The 22,138-nt window shown below is 32.1% G+C and carries 24 protein-coding genes; 8 read left to right on the forward strand and 16 right to left on the reverse strand.

The features are described from left to right. Window positions 1-38 precede the first annotated feature (38 nt). On the forward strand, window positions 39-2,192 hold the full coding sequence (locus tag M0M57_RS12290; RefSeq protein WP_248433321.1) for a TonB-dependent receptor: 2,154 nt from the start codon (window positions 39-41) through the stop codon (window positions 2,190-2,192). A gap of 313 nt (window positions 2,193-2,505) precedes the next feature. Here M0M57_RS12290 and M0M57_RS12295 read toward each other — a convergent pair whose 3' ends face one another. After that, the gene (locus M0M57_RS12295) at window positions 2,506-2,748 is read right to left on the reverse strand and encodes a hypothetical protein (protein WP_248433322.1); all 243 of its coding nucleotides are present in this window, start codon (window positions 2,746-2,748) and stop codon (window positions 2,506-2,508) included. 276 nt (window positions 2,749-3,024) lie between these two features. Between M0M57_RS12295 and M0M57_RS12300 the strand changes: the two genes are divergently transcribed. The 5 genes from M0M57_RS12300 (at window position 3,025) to M0M57_RS12320 (ending at window position 6,706) form a co-directional block, all read left to right on the forward strand. Then, a complete protein-coding gene (locus M0M57_RS12300) occupies window positions 3,025-3,648 on the forward strand; it encodes a hypothetical protein (RefSeq protein ID WP_248433323.1) in 624 nt (207 codons plus the stop codon). Window positions 3,649-3,653: 5 nt separating this feature from the next. Continuing rightward, window positions 3,654-4,991, forward strand: a complete 1,338-nt coding sequence (locus M0M57_RS12305; protein WP_248433324.1) for a 2TM domain-containing protein — start codon at window positions 3,654-3,656, stop codon at window positions 4,989-4,991. Further along, on the forward strand, window positions 4,982-5,293 hold the full coding sequence (locus tag M0M57_RS12310) for a 2TM domain-containing protein (RefSeq protein WP_248433325.1): 312 nt from the start codon (window positions 4,982-4,984) through the stop codon (window positions 5,291-5,293). The genes M0M57_RS12305 and M0M57_RS12310 overlap by 10 nt, the downstream gene beginning before the upstream one ends. Window positions 5,294-5,526: 233 nt before the next feature. Continuing rightward, the gene (locus M0M57_RS12315) at window positions 5,527-5,835 is read left to right on the forward strand and encodes a 2TM domain-containing protein (RefSeq protein ID WP_248433326.1); all 309 of its coding nucleotides are present in this window, start codon (window positions 5,527-5,529) and stop codon (window positions 5,833-5,835) included. A gap of 115 nt (window positions 5,836-5,950) precedes the next feature. After that, entirely contained in the window at window positions 5,951-6,706 is a 756-nt protein-coding gene (locus M0M57_RS12320; protein ID WP_248433327.1) for a LytR/AlgR family response regulator transcription factor, read from the forward strand. A 50-nt stretch (window positions 6,707-6,756) separates the two neighbouring features. Here the strand turns inward: M0M57_RS12320 and M0M57_RS12325 are convergent, their stop codons facing one another. The 3 genes from M0M57_RS12325 to M0M57_RS12335 are packed head-to-tail and all read right to left on the reverse strand — an operon-like array spanning window position 6,757 to window position 10,317. Continuing rightward, window positions 6,757-7,809 (reverse strand): Omp28-related outer membrane protein, encoded by a 1,053-nt coding sequence (locus tag M0M57_RS12325; protein ID WP_248433328.1) that lies wholly within the window; start codon window positions 7,807-7,809, stop codon window positions 6,757-6,759. A gap of 4 nt (window positions 7,810-7,813) precedes the next feature. After that, the gene (locus M0M57_RS12330; protein WP_248433329.1) at window positions 7,814-8,533 is read right to left on the reverse strand and encodes a T9SS type A sorting domain-containing protein; all 720 of its coding nucleotides are present in this window, start codon (window positions 8,531-8,533) and stop codon (window positions 7,814-7,816) included. Between the two features lie 23 nt (window positions 8,534-8,556). Further along, window positions 8,557-10,317, reverse strand: coding sequence for a T9SS type A sorting domain-containing protein (locus M0M57_RS12335; protein WP_248433330.1), 1,761 nt, complete (start codon window positions 10,315-10,317; stop codon window positions 8,557-8,559). A 229-nt stretch (window positions 10,318-10,546) separates the two neighbouring features. Between M0M57_RS12335 and M0M57_RS12340 the strand changes: the two genes are divergently transcribed. Both M0M57_RS12340 and M0M57_RS12345 read left to right on the forward strand, forming a co-directional pair. Next, the gene (locus M0M57_RS12340) at window positions 10,547-11,026 is read left to right on the forward strand and encodes a TlpA family protein disulfide reductase (RefSeq protein WP_248433331.1); all 480 of its coding nucleotides are present in this window, start codon (window positions 10,547-10,549) and stop codon (window positions 11,024-11,026) included. A 2-nt stretch (window positions 11,027-11,028) separates the two neighbouring features. Next, window positions 11,029-12,738: a DUF6029 family protein gene (locus M0M57_RS12345; RefSeq protein ID WP_248433332.1), complete on the forward strand. Its 1,710-nt coding sequence runs from the start codon at window positions 11,029-11,031 to the stop codon at window positions 12,736-12,738. Window positions 12,739-12,915: 177 nt separating this feature from the next. On the opposite strand, the gene M0M57_RS12350 is transcribed toward M0M57_RS12345, so the two are convergent. The 12 genes from M0M57_RS12350 to M0M57_RS12405 all read right to left on the reverse strand — a co-directional run bounded on the left by M0M57_RS12350 (window position 12,916) and on the right by M0M57_RS12405 (window position 22,124). Then, window positions 12,916-14,679 (reverse strand): ABC transporter ATP-binding protein, encoded by a 1,764-nt coding sequence (locus tag M0M57_RS12350; RefSeq protein WP_248433333.1) that lies wholly within the window; start codon window positions 14,677-14,679, stop codon window positions 12,916-12,918. A 54-nt stretch (window positions 14,680-14,733) separates the two neighbouring features. Further along, window positions 14,734-15,504: a CDP-alcohol phosphatidyltransferase family protein gene (locus M0M57_RS12355; protein WP_248433334.1), complete on the reverse strand. Its 771-nt coding sequence runs from the start codon at window positions 15,502-15,504 to the stop codon at window positions 14,734-14,736. A gap of 42 nt (window positions 15,505-15,546) precedes the next feature. After that, window positions 15,547-16,566 (reverse strand): COX15/CtaA family protein, encoded by a 1,020-nt coding sequence (locus M0M57_RS12360; RefSeq protein WP_248433335.1) that lies wholly within the window; start codon window positions 16,564-16,566, stop codon window positions 15,547-15,549. 2 nt (window positions 16,567-16,568) lie between these two features. Beyond that, window positions 16,569-16,865, reverse strand: a complete 297-nt coding sequence (locus tag M0M57_RS12365) for a type II toxin-antitoxin system RelE/ParE family toxin (RefSeq protein ID WP_248433336.1) — start codon at window positions 16,863-16,865, stop codon at window positions 16,569-16,571. Continuing rightward, window positions 16,850-17,131 carry a hypothetical protein gene (locus M0M57_RS12370; protein WP_248433337.1) on the reverse strand — a complete coding sequence of 94 codons (282 nt, stop codon included), beginning with the start codon at window positions 17,129-17,131 and terminating at the stop codon, window positions 16,850-16,852. The genes M0M57_RS12365 and M0M57_RS12370 overlap by 16 nt, the downstream gene beginning before the upstream one ends. Window positions 17,132-17,248: 117 nt before the next feature. Next, a complete protein-coding gene (locus M0M57_RS12375) occupies window positions 17,249-17,551 on the reverse strand; it encodes a type II toxin-antitoxin system RelE/ParE family toxin (protein WP_248433338.1) in 303 nt (100 codons plus the stop codon). Then, a complete protein-coding gene (locus M0M57_RS12380) occupies window positions 17,515-17,811 on the reverse strand; it encodes a hypothetical protein (protein WP_248433339.1) in 297 nt (98 codons plus the stop codon). The genes M0M57_RS12375 and M0M57_RS12380 overlap by 37 nt, the downstream gene beginning before the upstream one ends. 56 nt (window positions 17,812-17,867) lie before the next feature. After that, complete coding sequence (locus M0M57_RS12385; protein WP_248433340.1) at window positions 17,868-19,283, reverse strand: CCA tRNA nucleotidyltransferase; 1,416 nt, start codon at window positions 19,281-19,283, stop codon at window positions 17,868-17,870. Between the two features lie 96 nt (window positions 19,284-19,379). After that, complete coding sequence (locus M0M57_RS12390) at window positions 19,380-19,760, reverse strand: GxxExxY protein (RefSeq protein ID WP_248433341.1); 381 nt, start codon at window positions 19,758-19,760, stop codon at window positions 19,380-19,382. Window positions 19,761-19,841: 81 nt separating this feature from the next. After that, on the reverse strand, window positions 19,842-20,411 hold the full coding sequence (locus M0M57_RS12395; protein WP_248433342.1) for an L-threonylcarbamoyladenylate synthase: 570 nt from the start codon (window positions 20,409-20,411) through the stop codon (window positions 19,842-19,844). Between the two features lie 2 nt (window positions 20,412-20,413). Next, window positions 20,414-21,325, reverse strand: a complete 912-nt coding sequence (locus M0M57_RS12400; protein ID WP_248433343.1) for a glycosyltransferase family 2 protein — start codon at window positions 21,323-21,325, stop codon at window positions 20,414-20,416. A 1-nt stretch (window position 21,326) separates the two neighbouring features. After that, window positions 21,327-22,124, reverse strand: coding sequence for a glycosyltransferase family 2 protein (locus M0M57_RS12405; protein ID WP_248433344.1), 798 nt, complete (start codon window positions 22,122-22,124; stop codon window positions 21,327-21,329). Window positions 22,125-22,138: the final 14 nt, after the last annotated feature.

Below are 22,138 nucleotides of genomic sequence, written 5' to 3' on the forward strand. Positions count from 1 at the left end.
TGGTTTGAAGCAACTTTGTCTCATCAAAATCAAACCAAATGAAAAGTATTTTTACACTATTATTATTTGTTATCGGAATTCAAACGTACGCTCAAACCGAAATTTCCGGAAAAATCACAGATGAAAAAGGAATTGCCATTTCCGGAGCAAACATTTATTTAGAAGGGACGTATGACGGAGCATCATCCGATGAAAATGGAAACTTTACATTTTTAACTTCAGAAACGGGAACTAAAATAATTGTGGTTAGTTTTCTTTCGTTTGAAACATTCAAAAAGGAAATCGATGTAAATAATTTCAAAAATCAAACCTTCAAACTCAGAGAAAGTGTCAATACGTTGGATGCTGTTATAGTAACTGCCGGAACATTTGAAGCCGGAGATAAAGCCAGAGTTTCTGTCCTAAAACCGTTAGATATTGTCACTACAGCCGGAGCTGCCGGAGATATCATCGGAGCGTTGAACACCTTACCCGGAACTCAAACTGTCGGAGAAAGTGGTCGATTATTTGTTCGAGGTGGTGAAGCCGATGAAACTCAAACCTTTGTTGACGGACTCCGAGTAGCTCAACCTTACGGTGCAACTGCACAAAATTTACCTACTCGCGGACGTTTTTCACCATTTTTGTTTAACGGAATTTCGTTTTCAACTGGAGGTTATAGTGCTGAATTTGGTGAAGCTCTTTCAAGTGTGTTGACTTTGAATACAATAGACGAACCAACACAAGAACAAACCGATATTTCGTTGATGACGGTTGGATTAGGAATTGGAAATACGCAAAAATGGAATAAAAATTCGCTGACTTTTAATGCGGCTTATATCAATTTAGAACCGTATCAAAAATTGATTCCGCAAGCTGTTGATTGGAATAAACCTTATCAGTCTTTAGCCGGAGAACTGGTGTATCGCTATCAGTTTAAGAATGGATTATTGAAAGTTTATGGAGCATTTGATGTGTCTCAATTTGATATTAATCAGGAAGATATTAACCAGCCGGAGAAAGTTCGATTTGATTTGAGAAATGATAACTTTTACGGAAATGCTTCGTACAAAGGAACTTTTGGAAACAATTGGAACCTTCACACCGGAATGAGTTATGGTTTGGGTTTGAATAAAATCGGAATTAATGATGATCAAATTGAAAATGATGAAAATGCCCTTCACCTAAAAATGAAAGTAGGAAAAAAAATCACCGAACGAATTAAAATCACAGCCGGAGCGGATTATTTTGTGACGGATTTTGATGAAAAATTTTCTGAATTTCAAGGAGAAACTTTTAATGTTGGTTATCAAAATTCCATTGCTGCGGCTTATGCTGAATCAGATATTTTCTTTAGTAAAAAATTAGCGATGAAAATAGGAGCAAGAGCTTCTCAAACCAGTTTATTGGATGAATTTCGATTATCACCAAGAGCATCTTTTGCTTACAAAGTTTCAAAAAACGGACAATTTTCATTCGCTTATGGCGATTTCGTTCAAACTCCAAGAGCGGATTATATCAAATATTCGAATGATTTTCAATCGGAAAAAGCGAGTCATTTTATCTTAAATTTTCAACATAATAAGGATGGTCGTTTGTTTAGAGCCGAAGCTTATTATAAAAAATATGACGATTTAGTAAAATTTGATACAGAAATTGCCCAATTTAATTCAGCGTTCAACAACGAAGGTTCCGGTTTTGCGAAAGGGATTGATATTTTCTGGAGAGATAATAAAACCTTCAAAAAAACCGATTATTGGGTTTCGTATTCGTACATCGATACGGAACGTGATTATTTGAACTTTCCAAACCAAGTTACACCAAGCTTTATTGCTGATCATACGTTATCAATTGTAACTAAACATTGGATTGAAGATTGGAAATCGCAAATTGGATTTTCGTACACAGTCAATTCCGGTCGTCCTTACAACAATCCGAATGAAATGGAATTTATGAATGGAAAGACAAAAGCCTTTCAAAATTTGAGTTTCAATTGGGCGTATTTGCTTTCGCAACAAAAGATTTTGTATTTCTCGGTTTCCAACATCATCGGAACTGATAATGTTTTTGGGTATCAATATGCGAATTCACCTGATATGAATGGCCAATTTCAACGAAGAGCTATTAGTCAACCGGCCGATCGCTTTTTCTTTGTCGGTTTCTTTTGGACGATTAGCGATAATAAGAAAACGAATCAGTTGGAGAATTTGTAGATAAGAAGTTGTAGTTTGTAATACGTCAAAATTTTAAAGTTTTATCATTTTGACGAGTATCATATAAACGAAGTATATCAATTTTGGTATCTGAAATTTTATAAAAAAGTGTATTGTATTTTGCAACAACACATTTTCTGATACCAAGTTTTTTATTGAAAAAAGGAAATAAATTTGGATTTTTTTCGATTAAGTCAACACAAAAATCGAGTTTGTTTAAGAAAACTAGACAACTTTTTTATTCCATTTAGCTTCTAAATATTCAAGTAAGTTGGCTAAATCATTATGTGCGAAAGAAGACCACTTAATTGGTTTATTCATATTTACGCTTGAAATCATCTATTATAATTTTGTGATCGATACCTTCAGAGGAATTCATTTCTTCAATGGCTTTTAGTAAACCTTCTTGTTTTGCAGGAGATAAAGAATCAAACTCATCTGTATCATTTTCATTATTGATAAAATTGAGTATAACACCGTAAACTCGTTCTAATTTAGAATTTTCAAGTGTATCGATTTCACGAAATAATCTCAATTTTAATTCTGCTGTATTCATAACCAAACTTTTATCAAAAATACTAAAAAAAACAATTCATCCCTAAAAATCAACAATTCAGTCAAACTCTTTTTTATAAGTTACTATTTCATCGGAAATTTGAATCAGAAAATAAATGACAATATCAATATCAAAATTCAATGTCAATATCAAAAATCTAAAAATCTGAAAATCTAAAAATCTAAAAATCTAAAAATCTGAAAATCTAAAAATCTAATAATCTAATAATCTAATAATCAAAGAATCTAACAATCCAATAATCTAAAAATCTAAATTATGACAAAAATTATCGTTACCATCGTTTTACTTGTGACTTCACAATTATTCTCACAAGGTCAATTTGAGCAAGGAATGGGAAAAGCTTTCGCTCTTTGGGGAGAAGGAAAAAATACTGAAGCATCAGCTATGTTTGAACGAATTGCTTCGGCGGAAAAAGACAACTGGTTACCGAATTATTATGTAGCTTTAGTAAACACAACCACCGCTTTTGCAACGAAAGACAAAGATCAAGTGAATGCTTTATTAACCAAAGCTCAATCAGTGTTGGATGTTGAGTTGAATAAATATCCAAATAATGTTGAATTATTAGTCATGCAAGCCATGATTCACACCGCTTGGATTGCTTTTGACCCAATGACCAACGGAATGAAATTATCCGGAAAAGTAATGGAAATCTATGCAAAAGCCGAACAAATCGAACCAAATAATCCAAGAGTAGTGTTTAGCAAAGCCGAATTTGAAATGGGTTCTGCTCGATTTTTCGGAACCGATACCAAACCAATCTGTGCTCGAATTGAAAAATCTATCGAACTTTTTGCTACTTTTAAACCTCAAACGGTTTTTCATCCAAAATGGGGATTAGAAAGAGCACAAGAAGCTGCAAAAGACTGTAAACAATAATAACAATGCAAAAGTATATCAAAGAATTTCCCAGAGCAACCTGGATTAGTGTGAGCGTTTTTTTAGTGCTTGTCTTAATTCGTTTTTTAATGGGCGAAAAAGTACTTTTCGACAACAATTTACTTGTAAATTTTGGCTACACAATGCTTTATGGTTATTCGTTATACTTTGCTAACAGTTTTGTTTTTAGTAAATTAGACGATATTTTTAAAAACAATCGTTTTACAAGAAAACGAATTTTTATAGGTGCATTTGCTTCATTTTTAATTACACTCTTTGTTATTTTTTTGCTGCGTGTTTTAGAAGATGTTATTATTGAAAATAAGTCTTTTCACGATTTTCTAGCCAATGAAAATCCTGGTAATTATATCGTTGCAATGGTCATCACACTCATTGTTACACTTGCCATTCATGCCTTTTATTTTTACAAAGATTATCAGGAAAATAAAGTAAAAGAACAAAAAGTAATTGCCGGAAATGCCTCTGCCCAATTTGAAAGTTTAAAGAACCAAATCGATCCGCATTTTTTGTTCAATAGTTTGAATGTTTTGAGCTCTTTAATAGAAGAAAATCCTGAAAATGCTCAAAAGTTTACCACTTCTTTATCAAAAATCTATCGCTATGTTTTGGAACAAAAGGACAAAGAATTGGTTTCTATTCAAGAAGAATTAGCCTTTGCAAAAACGTATATGAACTTGTTGAAAATGCGATTTGAAAACAGCATCACCTATGAGTTGCCAGAGAATTTTGATAACGAAGAAGCCAAAGTGGTGCCATTGTCGCTTCAATTACTTTTAGAAAATTGTATCAAACACAATGTGGTGAGTGAAAGCAAACCGTTGTATATCAAAATTTATATTGAAAATAATTTTTTAGTAGTTGAAAATAATTTACAAAAAAAAGAAATTTTGACAGATAGAAGGGGAGTCGGATTGCAAAATATAGTGAGTCGTTATGCCATTTTAACCAAGCGAAATGTGATGGTTGAAGAGCATGAAAATACATTCAAAGTTTTATTACCTATTTTAACTAAACAAATCACAATCATGGAAACACAAAATATATACAACGAAAATTTAGCATATCAACGAGCAAAAGACAAAGTAGAAGAACTAAAAGGTTTTTACGGAAATCTCATTTCGTATTGCATCGTAATTCCGGTTTTAATTTTAATTAATTTGAGAACAATAGACTTTCAGTGGTTTTGGTTCCCAATGTTAGGGTGGGGAATGGGTTTAATCTTTCACGCACTAGAAACTTTTGGCTACGGAAAATCATGGGAAGAACGCAAAATTCACGAATTAATGAACAAAGAAGATAACAACTCAAAAAAATGGAAATAATCATGGAATCAAATCAATTTGATGTAGAAAAATATCAAAAAGCAAAAAAACGCGTCAAAGAAATCAAAGGTTTCTATGGTCATTTAGCGAGTTTTATTTTAGTAATTTTGTTTTTGGCCTTTCTCAATTTTCGCTTTTCACCAGAACACATTTGGTTTTATTGGCCCATGTTAGGGTGGGGAATCGGACTCTTTTTTCATGCCACAGCAGTTTTTAACATCATTCCATTTTTTGGAAAAGAATGGGAACAAAATAAAATTAAAGAAATCATTGAAAAAGAAAAAAATACAAAATGGGAATAATTTGTGCCTAATCCAGCTATTCGCTACAAGTTTTTGCCCAAAAAATAAGTTTTTGTAAGCTATAAAAAGAGCTTCTTAGGTCGCTTTTTTATAGCAACAAAACTAAATTTTTTAAGCAAAAAGCTTTCCGCTACTATCTGGGGCAGGGATTCAGTTAACAGTAGCAGTTTTTAGTTATTAGTAGCAGTTTCACAAACAGACAACAGACAACAGACAACAGAAAACAGAAAAAAATGAACACACAAGAAGAAATCAACTATCAAGAAGCTTTAAAACGAGTAAAAAAAATAAAAGGCTTCTACACACACGCAATTGTATATATCATTGTCAATATAATGATTGTCATAATTAATGTTCAAAACCTGAACGAAGGCGAAAGTTATTTTCAGTTTAAAAACTTTATGACTGCCTTTTTCTGGGGAATTGGGTTAGTTGCCCACGGACTTTCGGTTTTCATGCCTAATTGGATCATGGGTCAAAACTGGGAAGAACGCAAAATCAAAGAATTCATGGAAAAAGAAAAAAATAAAAAATGGGAATAGTTTTCTGTCACAGTTTTCAGGTTTTGTCATTCCGCAAGATGACGAAGTCGAAATAGTAATCTCCTGCCAAGGCGGGCAAAACCTATCACCAATAAACCATTACCTTTTTTAAAACATGAGAATCATCATTATCGAAGACGAAAAACCCGCCGCCCGATTGCTTCAAAGAAAAGTTGAGAAATTAGGCTTGCAAGTAGAAACAATGCTTCATTCTGTGGAAGAAGCGTTGCAATGGTTTAATTCGAATCAACATCCGGATTTGATTTTCTTAGATATTCAATTATCAGACGGATTATCCTTTGAAATTTTCGAAAAAATAGAAATCAAAAGTGCTGTGATTTTTACAACGGCCTTTGATGAATATGCGTTGCGGGCTTTCAAATTAAACAGTATTGATTATTTACTAAAACCCATAGACGAAGAGGAATTGGATATAGCAATTTCAAAATTCAAAAATCAATTTCAAAAAAGCAGTATATCTTCTTTAGATTTTGAAGCTATTAAACGAATGTTAGTTAATCCTACAGAAAAAACATATAAACAACGTTTTACCATCAAAATTGGCGAACATCTCAAAATGATTTCTATTGATGAGGTGGAATGTTTTTACAGCGAAAACAAAGGAACTTATCTTCATACAGTAGACAACCGAGATTATCTTTTAGATAATACCTTAGAACAATTAGAATCAGAATTGAATCCAAAAGACTTTTTCAGAGTCAGCCGAAAATTTATTATCCCTTTAAAAACAATTAAAGATATTGTGGTTTACAGTAATTCACGTTTAAAAGTAATTCTACCCACTTATAAGGCAGATGAAGTGATTGTTAGTCGTGAACGAGTAAATGATTTTAAAATTTGGTTAGAATAAAAAAAGACTGCCAAAAATGACAGTCTTTTTAAGTATAGAATTGGTTTTAATTATAATTCTTCAAAATCTTGATTATCTCCAGCACCCGCTTTTCTAACATTGATTGTTTTGTTATTTTCATCAACAATGAAAGCAACGAATTCAATATTATTCAAGTTAGATATAGTGTTAGGTATCGGAACTGAAAATGATTTAGTATACGTTTGTCCAACTGCAGTATTACTATTTGCAATAGCTTCACCCAGAAGTGGTGTCAAGCACGCTTTAAGCACATGGTCATGCAGAAAGTTTGAAATTGTTCCGGGACCAGTATAAAAATTTGTATAATTAACTTGGTCGTAGGTTAGTCCGTTTTCCAAAACATAAACCACTAATTTTAAATTAGAAAAGTCTTTACTGAATTTAACTTTAGTATCTAAATTTATTGTGCTTCCAACGATAGAAACATCCATAGCTAAACCTAATTTTGGATTTTCACCTTGCGTTAAATTAATAACTTGTGTAACATTATTTTGTTCCAATGGTTGCCAACGTGTCATTCTGTTCAACAGAGCTTTTGGATAGCCAGACATATTTAGGATTGCTTCCAATTCAGAAGAATCAAAATTATAAGGGTCATAGTTAGCATCGGCAGGATTAGAACTTGAACGGTGAATTCCCACAGTAACAATTTTGTCTGTTTGTGCATAAGCCAATTCGACAGCGTGATTTACTCTTGGGCAATTTCCACACCATGTTCCGGTATAATCTTCAATCAAAACACGTTTAACAAAGTTAATTTCAGAACCATCGTGAAAACGAATTGTTATTGGTGCAGATTCTACTCCAAGGTATTCTGCCTTAATAGTTAAATCGCCTGTTTCTGAGCCTGTAAAAGTATTTCCATCAATAAGTGTGTTGTTCACATAAATTGTGGCTTCATCTGTAATGTTAGTTCCTGCATTGGTTGTAACCGAAAAAACAATAGTTTCACCAATTACCTTAACAGAACTGTCGGCCGTTAAACTGATTGATTCTACAGGATCTAAAATAGTATAATCGGTGCTGCAAGAAAAGCAACAGAAAAAAGCAACGAAAACACCTATTAAACCAAATTTATTCATTTAATTAGTTTTTTATTAATTTAACTGAGGAAGTTTTTCCTTCCGTTGTTGAAAAATTTGCAACATAAATAGCAGAACTCAATTCTGATAAACCTAAATTTTGACTGCCTTCTGAGAATTTATATTCTTTTATTAGTTGACCATTCAAGTTAAAAATTGAAAGGTTTCCACTTTGAGTAGAATTGAATTTGAAGTCACTTTTTACATTAGTATTTTCAATATTTATTCCCATTGATGTTAGGTTTTCAAAAGAATTTAGACCTAAAGTTGAGTCATATCGGTAAGTAAATGAAACAGCTTGACCAGTTGGAAATCCAGTTGTGTCTAAGCTATACACTTGAAATTGAAAATTAATAGGTGTTGAACTTACGAAGTTATTTACAAAATAATCAAAGTTCCCATTGTTTTCACCTGCATTCAAAATAAACTGATAGTCCGGGTAATCAACACCAGTAACAACATTGTCATGACATAAACCACCATAGCAAAGTTGAAATCCAACTCCATTTCCGCCGGTAATACCTGTGCACTTGATTCGAACGTCAATTGGGTTTGTTCCAACGTTTGTTACAAGAAATTTAAGTTTCGCACTTTCTGAATTAGCTGTTTCATAGGTTAGTGTACTTCCGTCGGCAATTGTGTTTCCACTTAGGTCTGTAAAAGAAAATTGACCGTAAGTATATACTTGTGCAAATACAAATAAAATGATTAATACTTTTTTCATTATTTTTTATTTTAGTAGGTTAATTAGTTTTTGATTATTTTTTCAATTTGTTCAAATGTTTCTCCTACAAAATTTGCAATATACATACCGGTTTGTAAATGACTTAAATCAATTTGAACATTTCCACTTGCGAATTTTGAGTTCATTATAGTTTTTCCACTTAAATCAGTAATTAAAACAGATACACTTTCATCAGTTGTAAAATTCACAAAGTTAGAAGTAGGATTTGGGTATAATTTTATATTTTTTGTTGCATAATTATCATTTAAAGACAATGCTGAAGAAGTGTAAAGACTTTGGAAAACTTCTTTTGTTGTTGGATTTTCAATAAATACAACTACGTCTAAATCTGTCATTTCTTCAATATTTGTTGCGGCTAATGAAGTGGAAATAGTATTGCTTAAAACGACACCATCTGCAAAAGTATGACTTGTTCCACTAGCATTAGGAGCCATTTTCATTGTTACATTTTTAAAAGACGTTTCGCCATTTGTTGCTACATTACCTGTAGTTAGTTTTTCAATTACAACAGCTTGAACCACAAAGTTTCCACTTATAAAAGGTGTTACATTATAAGTAATGTTGATGTTATTTCCAACAATCTCACTTGTTGCAGTTAATCCAAAGAAAGCCGGTTTTGCTGCTTCTGTATTTAATTGATTTACAATTGCAGGATTTGTTGTAGAAGCTGCTTTACCATTAATTAATAGTGTAGGAGCTCCGTTAATTCCATAATATTGAACACGTTGACCAACTTCTGCAGTATAGTAAGGATCTCCATTTCCTGGCCAGTTAACCTGATAATTAATTAAAGAAAAATTTTGATTGTTATTAGTGTAATGAGCATTAAACACACTGTTGTTAAACGATGCACACGGACCACAAGTAGAACTTGTGAATTTTTCATACAAAGGTTTGTGTGCTGTTGATCCACTGGCAATTGAAATATTTCTAGATATGGTATTGTTGTCTGGATTAGAATCGTTTGTGCCATTTACATTGGTAACATTTACATTAAGATTATAATTTCCTGGAGTAGCATTCCAAGTATCTGGATGAACATAATTATAAACTTGTCCAGCTGTTAAATTCAATCCGGTTACGTTTTGAGTATAAGTTGCTCCTCCGTTTAAGTTCCAATTTAAGTCAAATGAGTTGATAGCATTTCCTCCTAGATTTCGAATAGTACCCGAAATATTTTTAACTCCTGCCATTTCAATAGGATCAAAAACTAATGATTCTAACGCTAACTCATTTTGGGCGGTATTTTCAGTAACCTCAATATCATCTATTATAGTTGAATATCCCCAACTGTTTACAACTGCAAATTGAATTTTTGTAGTAGTAGTTAATGTAAAAGCATTTAGATTTATAATTCGCTCTGTAGCATTTTGAACACCTTGGTCATAAATTACCATATTAGTCCAATTGGCACCATTGTCAGATGAGATTCTAACATATAATGGGTTTACATCACCACTCCAACTTCTTTGAATATGTTTAAATTTTAGCAAATAAGCTCCAGAACTTAAATCTAAGGTAGGAGTTGTTAATCCATTAATATTTTGAGCATAGCTGTTTACAAAAAAAGAGGCACTTCCAGTTCCAGTAATAGGGCAAGTTGCTCCTCCATGCTGTCCGGCACATCCTCCCTGCCAATTCGCAGTTCCGGCAATAATTTGTTGTGTCATGGCTCCGGGAACTCCATTTTCAAATCCTTCAAAAAATTGGGCATTTGCAAAACCAAAAGTCAGCAAAATTGCTGTAAGTAGTGTTTTTTTCATAGTTTAGTGGTTTGTTTAGTAAAGTAATTAGTGGTTTGTTAATTAATAGTTTAACTAAATTTAATATTCTTCAAAAATATACTTTTTTTCAAAATAATTCACATTTCATTAATTTTTTTTAAACATTTTTTTAACTAATAAACTAAAATTGAAAGTATTTTTTTAATATTGTCCTAAATTAATTATACAAACAAAATTTTAAACTAACTACTTTTCACAAACCACAACAATGAAAAATATTATTATTACACTACTTTTTATTTCAAGTTTCAGCCTTCATGCTCAAAAACAAATGCCAAATGTTGTTTTAAAATCAAATGACAATAAATCATTTAATGTAAAAAACGACTTTAATGAAAAAGATAAATTATATGTCTTCACCTTTTGGGCAACTTGGTGTGCTCCGTGTCTCAATGAATTAGATGCTATTAAGGAAAATTATTCCGAATGGACAAAAGAAGTTAATATGGAAGTTGTTGCTGTTTCTATTGACGATACCAGAACTCAAAAACGAGTAAAACCACTTTTAAATGGAAAAAATTGGCCTTACACAGTTCTGTTAGATACTAATCAAGATTTAAAAAGAGCTTTGTCGATTGCCAACGTTCCTTATACAGTGGTTGTAAAGAATCAAAAAATTGTGTATGTTCACAACGGATACAGTCAAGGTGCAGAAAAAGAGTTGTTTAACAAATTGAAACAACTTTAGTAATGCAAATAAATAAAATACTTTTATCAGCTTTTTTAAGCTGTTCGGCTTTAGCATTTTCACAAGTTGATTCAACCGAAGTTAAAAAAGACTACGGCAGAGTTTATGGCGGATTTGAATCCAATTCGCAGTGGTATTTGAATGACAAAGGTCGAGGAATCATTCAACCGGAAGATCCAATTCGTTCAAATAATTATTTATTCTTAAACTATCAAATCAAAGGTTGGACAGCTGGTGTTCAGGTTGAAGCGTATGAAAAAAATGCTTTATTAAACTACAATCCGGAATTTGAAGGAACCAATGTTGCTACTTATTTCATCAATTATAAAACCAATAAATTTGATATAACAGCTGGATATTTCTACGAACAATTTGGTAGCGGAATGCTGCTTCGTGCGTGGGAAGACAGAGCATTAGGTATTAATACGGCTTTGCGTGGAGGTAGAATTATTTATCGTCCTTCTGATAATGTTCGACTTACAGGTTTGTATGGTCAACAACGAACCGGATTTGATGTTTCCGATGGAAAAATTTTCGGATTTGATTCCGATTTTCAGTTAGCACAATTATTAAAATTAGATAAATCTGATTTGTCTTTTGGATTAAGCTACGTGGGAAGAGATGAAGCGATTGATTTAGCGATTGAAAATCCTAAATTTGATGAAATTACACATGGAATTTCAGGAAGAGTGAATTATAGTTATAATGCTTTTTATTCTAATTTTGAATACAATTACAAATCAAAAGATGCTGTTTTAAACCGAATCAGTAATACATTAGATGAAAATTTAATTAAAGATGGTAATGCAGTAAGTTTAAATTTAGGTTATTCTAAACAAGGTTTAGGAATTGATGCCACATTGCGTAGAACAGAAAATATGACTTTTTTGTCCGAAAGAGTTCCAACGGTTTCTGGAGATAACACTAGTTTGAATTTTAATGATAAAGTGGTCAATTTCACACCCGCTTTAACCAAACAACATCATTCAAATTTGGCCAATATTTATGTATATCAAGCTCAAGCTGGTTTTGATTTTAAAGATCCTAGTATTTTAAAAGTAGGTGAAACAGGAGGACAAATTGATGTGTTTTATGAATTTGCCAAAGACTCAAAATTAGGTGGAAAATATGGAACCAAAGTCGCTTTAAATATGGCATCTTGGTATAATTTACCAGGCCAATATCGATTAACTCCGGCCGAATATGAAACAAACTTTTTTGGAGTTGGAACAAAATATTTTTCTGATTATAATTTAGAAGTTAAGAAACAATTGTCTGAAAATTGGCGAACAGGTTTTTACTATATCAATCAATACTACAACAAACCTTGGGTTGAAGACGGTAGTTCTGATGTTCGAACGAATATTGTTACCGGAGAAGCTGTTTATAATTTTGAATCCAACAAATCCATCCGTTTTGAAGCGGAACATATGTGGGCAGATGCCGATTTCAAAAATTGGGCAGGCGGAACTGTCGAACTTAACTTAAATGATAAATATTCTTTTTATGTTTGGGATATTATCAATTATGGAAATGATGATTCTTCCAAACAAAAACATTATTACAATTTTGGTGGAGCTTATCGAATTAATTCAACACGTATTGCCATGAATTATGGTCGTCAACGTGGTGGTTTGGTTTGCGTGGGAGGCGTTTGTCGTTTTGTTCCGGAAAGCACAGGTTTTTCACTTTCTATTAATACGGCGTTTTAAGTAATAGAGAATTAGTAATTATAAATCAACCACAAATTCACGAATTTAAAATTTGAGAATTTGTGGTTTTTTATTGGTTTGGAAATAGTTTAAAATTCTGCACTTTAGTTTTCCACGAATTTCACAAATATCCACAAGTTAATTCGTGCAATTAGTGAAATTCTTGGCATTAATAAATTAATCCTCAACCACCTCAAAAACTTTTCGTTCTCCAATTTGTTGACGCCACATTGCAAAATATAATCCTTTTTTTGCCACTAATTCGTCGTGGTTGCCTTCTTCAACAATTTTTCCTCGTTCTAAAACGTAAATTGTATCAGCGTGCATTATCGTCGATAATCGATGTGCAATCAAAATGGTCATTTGTTGTTTATTGGCCGAAATTTCTTTGACGGTTTCCGTAATTTGTTCTTCGGTCAACGAATCTAAAGCAGAAGTGGCTTCATCAAAAATTAATAAACGAGGTTTTCTAAGTAAAGCCCTGGCAATTGACAAACGTTGTTTTTCGCCACCGGAAAGTTTTTTACCGTTTTCACCTAAAACCGTATCTAATCCTTTTTCTGAATTTTGAAGAATTGAAATAGCCGATGCTTTTTTGATGGCTTCCAACATTTCTTCTTCGGTAGCTTCAGGTTTTACAAACAATAAATTTTCACGAATTGTTCCTGAAAATAGTTGGGTGTCTTGCGTGACAAATCCTAATTGTCTTCTAATTCTGTTGTAACGTAATTCTTTTATGGAAATGGAATCATACAAAATATCACCTTCAATCGGACGATATAATCCAACTAATAATTTTACTAAAGTCGATTTTCCTGAACCGGACGGCCCAACGAATGCAATTGTATCGCCTAATTTTGCTTTAAATGAAATATTTTGAATGGCATTATAACTCGCATTTTTATGTCGGAAAACAACATCTTTAAAATACAATTCTCCAATCGGACCAATATCTACCGGTTCTTCGGGACTGAATTCCGGTTGTTTTTGCATCAATTCATTGAATAATTGCAAAGCTGTTTCTGCTTCACGATACGATAAAATAATGCTTCCTAAATCTTGCAACGGACCAATAATTCCGGTGGAAATAAATTGCATTGAAATTAATTCTCCCGGCGTTAAAACATCTTTAAAAATCAACCATAGCAAAATAAATAAAATGGATTGTTTTAAAAGCGTCAAAATACTTCCTTGCAAAAAAGTAAGCACTCGCATTTTTTTGACTTTTTCCATTTCCAAATCATAGATTTCTTGTGTGTGAACTTTCAATCGGCGAATTTCAGGGTAGGTGAGTCCAAGACTTTTTACCAATTCGATGTTGCGTAAACTTTCCGTAATTGTTCCACTCATTTGACGATTTTGCCTAATCAATGAACGTTGCAATGTTTTGATAGAACGGCTTAAAACACTTGTTAATCCGCCCAGCAAAACAATTCCAATTAAGAAAACAGGAATTAAAGCCCAATGTTTTGTGATAGCATACCAAAGTAAAAATCCGATTCCGACTGCAGAGGAAAATAAAATATTGATAAAAGAAGAAATGAACCGTTCTGTATCCGAACGTACTTTTTGTAAAATCGATAAAATTTCGCCACTACTTTGATCTTCAAATTCTTGAAAAGGTAAACGTAAGGTTTGACGAAGTCCGTCGTTAAAAATCTGCATACCAAATTTTTGAACTACTAAGCGAATAAAATAATCTTTGAAGGATAAAATCAGTTTCGATGCCAATGCGATTCCGATAGCCAAAAAGAGTAATTTTGTAGCACCGCTAACTCTTTCTTCATTGGTTTTATCTCCGGGATTCAGAGCATAATCATCAATAATTTGACCAAAAATAATAGGGTCATATAAAGCTAAAATTTGTGCAATTCCGGCTAAAAATAAAGCAAGAAAAACCCATTTGCTGTATGGCTTTAAGTATTTCCAAAGTAAATTCATAGTGATAATTTTGGCTTAATTATCAAATATAACTAAAAATAAGCTTGAACTTATTTATGAAATGAATGTTTTCCGAATTCCAATCAATACAAATAGTAAAATAGAATAAATTACAAAAAACGGCACAATAAATTCAATCCAGCCTAAAGGAAGCATAATGGCAATAATTAACAATTGAAATCCTAATCCATAAGCAGAAAGCAACGTCATAAACCAATTAGGAAAGGTTTTGACTTTGTATGCATCCAAATCTAAAAAGTGAATAATTTTGTCAAACGATCCATACACAATATTGTAAATTTTAAAAAGAATATTTACTACTGTTTGACTTTCTCCAGGTAATGCTTTGGGTGTTTTGTATTCAAAAATTTTACTGGTTGAATCGCCGCCAACCGATTTTGTTCGCAAAATTACATAGTAATAATTGTATAATGTTCCTTGTAATTGAATGGCTAAAAAAGCTAAAATGGTGAACCAAAAGGATGTGGAAGAAACATAACAAATCGCCATTAGAAAACCGAAATTCAAGAAAATATCAAAGATACTATCTAAATATCTTCCGGAATAGGAAGGTGTTTTTTTCAACCTAGCTAATTCACCATCAGCCGCATCAATAATGGATTTCAAAATGATAAAAAAAGCAGCCCAAACATAATGATTATAAAGGATGCAATATATAGCAATCAATCCGCTTATTCCAAAAAGGAGCGTCACATGAATAGGAGTAAAGCGTGTTTTTTTTAATTGTAAAGCAAAAATTCTTCCGAAGGTTCTACCATAATCGGATAAATCTAAAAATTTATCCTGAGCGGCGAGTTTAGACATTTAATATATTCTAACGAAACTGCGACAATATAGTCTGAAAATTTATTTACTAAAACGATGTAAAGTAAACGTCATGGCACTCAGCAATAAAAAAGCCATCAATTGATGAGCCAATCCCAACCAAAGCGGAACATGAAATAAAAGGGTAAAAATACCCAAAATAAATTGAATAAACACAAACAAAACCAATGTTTTAACTGATTTTGATTGAAGTGTTGAAAGAGAATATTTTTTACTTCTAACAAATAATAATATCATCAAACCAACCACAACATAAGCCAATGTTCGATGCACAAATTGAACACCACTTTTTCCTTCGGTTAAGTTTTGTAAAACAGTGGGCTGTTCAATCCAAACGGTTTCATGAATCAATTTTCCTTCGCTCATCAATGGCCAATGATTATGAATTAATCCAGCGTTTAAACCGGCTACAAATCCACCGTAAATGATTTGAATAATCAAAACCATCATTGCAATTCGGGCTAATTTCCGCAACGGTAAAATGACTTCAATTTTGTTGGGATAGATTAAATCCAACGCAACCCAAAGTGTATATGCAAATGTGATAAACGCAAAAGTTAGGTGCAAAGCCAGTCGATAATGACTCACATCAGGATTATCAATCAAACCACTTTTCACCATAAACCAACCTAAAAATCCTTGAAATCCACCCATAAATAAAAGGATGATACATTTTTTAATGGTTGAAGCGTCTAACTTTTTCTTTATTAAAAAATAAACAAACGGAATGATAAATACAATTCCGATGATTCTACCAATGAAGCGGTGAAACCATTCCCAGAAATAAATGAATTTGTAATCGTCTAATGTAAAATCGTTGTGAATATTGATTTTCTGGTATTCGGGAAATTTTTTATATTCTTCAAACGCTTCATTCCAAGCTTGTTCGGAAGTAGGAGGAAAAGTATCGGTCACCAAATGCCAATCGGTCATAGAAAGTCCGGAATTGGTAAGGCGAGTGATACCACCAACCATTACCATAATAAACAATAAAACACAGCCGGAAAGAAGCCAAATTATGACGGGTTTGTTTGTTTTCATTTTTATTTGATAGGAAAGTTATCAGGTTTTTGTCTTGTGTCCCAAATGTCTAAAACAACAATTTCGGAATCAGTGATTTTATAAATAATTTCAAAATGACTGACTATTATAAATTTTATATCGTCATTTTTGGTTGGATTTCCAAAATCTGGTAGTTTGGTCACAATAAGTAAATTTTCTTTAAAAAGCTGATTCAGTTTGTTGCTGTAAACTTTAGATTTATTACGATTATTCCAATAGTCAAAAATGTTTTTTCTTGAGGTTCTGGCTTCAATAGACCAAATTAATCTTCTAACCATTTTTGAATTTCTTTATCGGCTTCTTCATCAGAAATACATTCTCCATTTTTGTGTTGATCCAATGCTTTGTCAATTCTTTTTTGTTCCCGTTCATTAAAAACACGAACTTTTTGGTTAGTTGTTTTTTGATATGTTGATGGTGGTTCGTTTACCATAGTATTTGTTTGGTAGAAGCTAATCATTTCTTGAATTTTATTCAAAAGTTCAACATCATTAGTAGCAATGATTTTGGCAATAATTTCTAATTTTAATGCATCGATGTTCATCTATCTAAATTTTTATAAAATTAAGAATTTTTAGATAATATTGAATGAAACAAAACTTAAACTTTTATCAAATAATTTGTCATAAAATATGAAATCAAATTTCATTAATCAAAAGTGTTAAATCGGAAAATTTATAGGATTTTTTCTAGTATCCCAAATGTCTAATACTTTAATAAATTCAAGTGAAACTTCAAAAATTAGATAATAATTACTCGCTAGAACCATTCTTATATTTTCATAATCAACTGCTATTGATGCTTCAGGATATTTAGCAATTTGCAATAGTTTATCGTTAAAAAGTAAATTTAATTTTTTGGAATAAAGAGTAGATTTATTTCGATGATTCCAATATTCGAATAGACTCTTTTTTGTAACTAACGCTTCTACTGACCATATAATTTTTCTTGCTCTTGGAACCATTTTTGTAATTCAATTTCTGCCTCTTCACTAGTAATAAACTCACCATTTTCAACTTGTTTCAGGGCTTTTTCAATTCTTTCTTTTTGCCAATCATTTAAAATATGCATTCGTTCAGAAGTTTCATAAGTAGCAGTAGGTTCATTGACCAACAAATTAGATTTGTAAGAATAAATAATTTCTTGAATTCCATTTAAAAGTTCCACATCATCAGTAGCAATGATTTTGGCTATAATTTCCAATTTTAATTTATCAATATTCATAAATCTAAATTTTTATAAAATTAAGAATTTTTCATCAATCTTAGATAAAACAAAACTTAAACTTTTGTCAAACCTAGCTTGGCTCCACGTTTTAAAACAAACTCATAAGCAGCTTCATATTCATTCGGGATTTCGCCTTCTAAAATTGCTTCTTTCACGGCTTCTTTTAAAACCCCAATTTCACGAGAGGGTTTTAAATTGAAAATGGCCATAATTTCTTCTCCGGAAATGGGCGGTTGAAAATTTCGCACGTGATCGCGTTCTTCTACTTCTACAATTTTCTGACGAACGACCTTAAAATTATTATGGTATTTTTTAAATTTATTTGGGTTTTTGGTGGTAATATCTGCTTCGCACAAAATCATTAAATCTTCAATGTCTTCACCGGCATCAAAAAGCAAACGTCGAACGGCGGAATCTGTAACGATGTCTTGCGAAAGCACAATCGGTCGTGAACTCAACATCACCAATTTTGATACAAATTTCATTTTATGATTTTGTGGCATATGCAATCGTTCGAAGATTTTTTTGACCATTTTTCCACCCAAAAATTCGTGTCCGTGAAATGTCCAACCTTGTTTTTTGTTGAATTTTTTGGTGGGAGCTTTTCCGATATCGTGAAGCAAAGCCGCCCATCTCAACCATACATCTTCGGTATTCGGACAAATGTTATCTACAACTTCTAAAGTGTGATAAAAGTTGTTTTTGTGTGTAAGACCTTCAATTTCTTCCACTTGATTTAATGCAGTCAATTCCGGTAAAATCAAATCTAGCAAACCAGTTTGATACAATAAAATAAATCCGATGGAAGGTTTTTCTGTCGATAAAATTTTGTTCAATTCATCCACAATTCGTTCACCGGAAATGATGTTGATTCGATCACAATTTTTTAAAATGGAAGCTAATGATTTTTCTTCAATCGTAAAATTCAATTGAGTGGCAAAACGAATCGCTCGCATCATTCGCAATGGATCATCCGAAAAGGTAATATCAGCATCTAAAGGTGTTCTGATAATTTTATTTTCTAAATCTTCCAAACCATTAAAAGGATCGATTAAATCGCCATAATTTTTTTCATTCAACGAAAAAGCCAAGGCATTAATGGTAAAATCGCGTCGGTTTTGATCGTCTTGCAATGTTCCGTTTTCTACAACCGGATTTCGACTTTCAAAATGATAGCTTTCTTTTCGAGCACCTACAAACTCGATGTCAATTTCTTGAAATCGAAGCATCGCAGTTCCATACGTTTTAAAAACCTGCACTTTTGGTTTGTTTGGAAGAAGTTCTGAAACTTTGAGAGCCAGTTCGATTCCGCTACCAATGGCAACAATGTCGATGTCTTTTTTGAAATCTCGTTCTAACAAAAAATCACGTACAAAACCACCAATTACATAGGTTTCTACACCAAGCTCTTGTGCTGCTTTGGAGATGATTTTGAAGATTGGGTTATGTAGGGCTTGTGTGTAATTCATTTTTTTAGCCGCTGATTCACTGATCTATTTGGAATTTATAATTCTTTTTAAATTCAACGGATTTTTAATTATTTTTATGGTCGCTGATTCACTGATTTACTTGGAATTTATAATTCTTTTGTATTCAACTGATGTTTGGTTAAAGTTTACTAATAAAGCTAGTTTATTTTTTGAAACTTTTAAATAGTTTAGACATTGGGCATAGTGATTGTTAACAAACGAATCAGTAGATTTAATTTCTAAAATTATTTTATCAAACACCACAAAATCAGCATAAAATTTGTGTTTTAAGACTGTGTCTTTATAATTTACTTTATATTCTTTTTCTCTTTCAAAAGGAATATTATTTTTATTGAATTCATACTCTAAAGCGTCTTTATAGACTATTTCTGAAAAACCTTTCCCAAGATTTTTATGAACTTCATATAAAATTCCAATTATTGTATAACTCTCATTCTCGTATAGATATTCAGGCATATATTTATTATTTTGGTTTGTAAAAATTCAAAAAAAATCAGTGAATCAGTGGCAAAAAAATATAATTTGTGCCGTACAACTTTATTTCCGAATAATTTGAACCTTCGCGTCCAACGTCAATTTAATAATCGTGGATGGCTTATCGCAAATTTTTTCGCGGTGCAAATTTACAACATAGTCTACACCTTTAATAATTTCGGGACTGATTTCTTTGAATGATTTTGGAGTAGGTTGACCGGAAATGTTTGCAGAAGTAGAAACCAAAGGTCTCTTCATGCGTTCCATCAATTTAAAACAGAACGGTTCTTTCACCAATCGAACGGCCAAAGATTGGTCTTCTGCAATAATATTTGGAGCCACATTTCGTGGTTTATCTAAAATTAAAGTCGTTGGTTTTTCTGATAAATCTAGAATTTGCCATGCGACTTCGGGAATATCTTTGAAAACATTGTACATCATTTTTTCACCATTCATCAGCACGATCATACTTTTTGATTCTTCTCTTTTTTTGAGAGCATAGATTTTTTTTACGGCTTCGGGATTTGTAGCATCGCAACCAATTCCCCAAACGGTATCGGTTGGGTAGAGGATGATGCCTCCGTTTTGAATGACTTCGAAGGCGTTGTGGATTTCGGTGTTGATGTCGTTCATAATTATTTTTGTTTGTATTGGAGTGATTCACTCATTGGAGCTCCTCTCCAAATTAATGAAAACAAAGGTCTGTTTTTAGCTTTAATTAAACTACTCAATCCATATTTAACAAGTAAAAACCATCGAACTGATTGATAACCAAAATTACCGTAATGTTTCTTCATTACATAAAGCAAGGAAATTTTGAGTTCTTTTTTTATAGCTAACGATTTTTCGGTACTTGCTCCGTGAAAGTGGATAAACTCTGCTTCAGGAATTAAATAAGCAAATTTATTCATTTTAGCGAGTCTTAAACAGAGGTCAGTTTCTTCGTAATACAAAAAAATTTGCTGATCAAAACCACCCACTTTTACAAAATCATCAACTCTAATGAACATAAAACTTCCCGGAACAAAATTTACTTCGATAGGCGAGTTGTATTTCTTTTTTCGTTTAGGGTATTTTTTAGGATTAATTAGTTCCAAAAAACTTCTTCCAAAAATTTCTCTAGCTGGAGAGGCAAAATGATCTAATGAAATTAGAAATTTATTGTCTTCTTTATATGCTTGAGCTCCTGCAATTCCTATCGATAAATTATTGTCAAGTTCATTTTTTAAAATAGCCAAACAATCATTCAAAAAGAGTGTGTCGTTGTTTACAAATGCAAGATATTTTGCGTTAGAATGTTTAAAACCATACATGTTTCCGCCACCAAAACCCGCATTAATATTATTTTTAAGCAGTTTTAAATTGGGTAAATTTGAATTATCGCAAAAGCTTTTCAGGTTTTCAAAATCTTTGTTTTCAGAACAATTATCAGTTATGATTACTTGGAAATTAATTTCGTTTGATGTTTTTTCATAAATTGAATTAATACAGTCAATACTTAACTCGCTTGAATTATAATTGATCAAAATTATTGCAATATCAAACATATTATAAAAATTGGTTTATTCCTTTTTCGATGAAAGTCAGTTTTTTTTCTTTTGTTTGACGTTCAATTTCATGGTTAATTTCGATGTGACTTTTTGATTGTTCTTTATGGTAAATATGATACGCAATTCCGGCAAATTTGAGCCGTTTTCCTTTGATTCCTAAATTATGCAATCGTTCAATCATTTCTGAATCATCTATACCCCAGCCCACTAAATCTTCATTAAAACCATTTATTTTAATGAAATCTTCTCGCCAAAATGACATATTGCAACCCCTGAGTTTTGAGGATCTTTTCTCTACAATTTTAGCAAAGTTCATCATGAACGGAATACGAATTGTTCTACCTCGTTTTTTTATTCCGTTTGAAAATAAATTAAAATGAATTATTTTTTTTGAAAAAAGATCCTCTAAAAGCGATGGTTGAATATTTACCCTTGAGCCAAAAAGATAAAACCCTTTTTGAGCAAATTGAAGATGATCTTCAACAAAATGTTTATTCATAATAATATCACCATCAATTTCAATAATATAGTCATATTGAGCTTTGGCAATAGCCTTATTCATTATTCGCGGCTTACGATTTTTAATGTCTTCTTGCCAAATATGAATTAATGGAACCGGAAAAATGGTTTGATAATAGTCAATTAAAACTTTTGTATCACTTTTTGAGCCATCATCTGCAATGATTACTTCATTTGGCAAAACCGTTTGATTCATTATGCTCAATAACAACAAATCCAATGCCTCCGGCCAATTGTATGTTGGAGTTACGAGTGAACATTTAAGTTTATTTTTCATACTTTTAAATAATC

It is taken from the genome of Flavobacterium azooxidireducens, assembly GCF_023195775.1.
GTDB lineage: Bacteria > Bacteroidota > Bacteroidia > Flavobacteriales > Flavobacteriaceae > Flavobacterium > Flavobacterium azooxidireducens.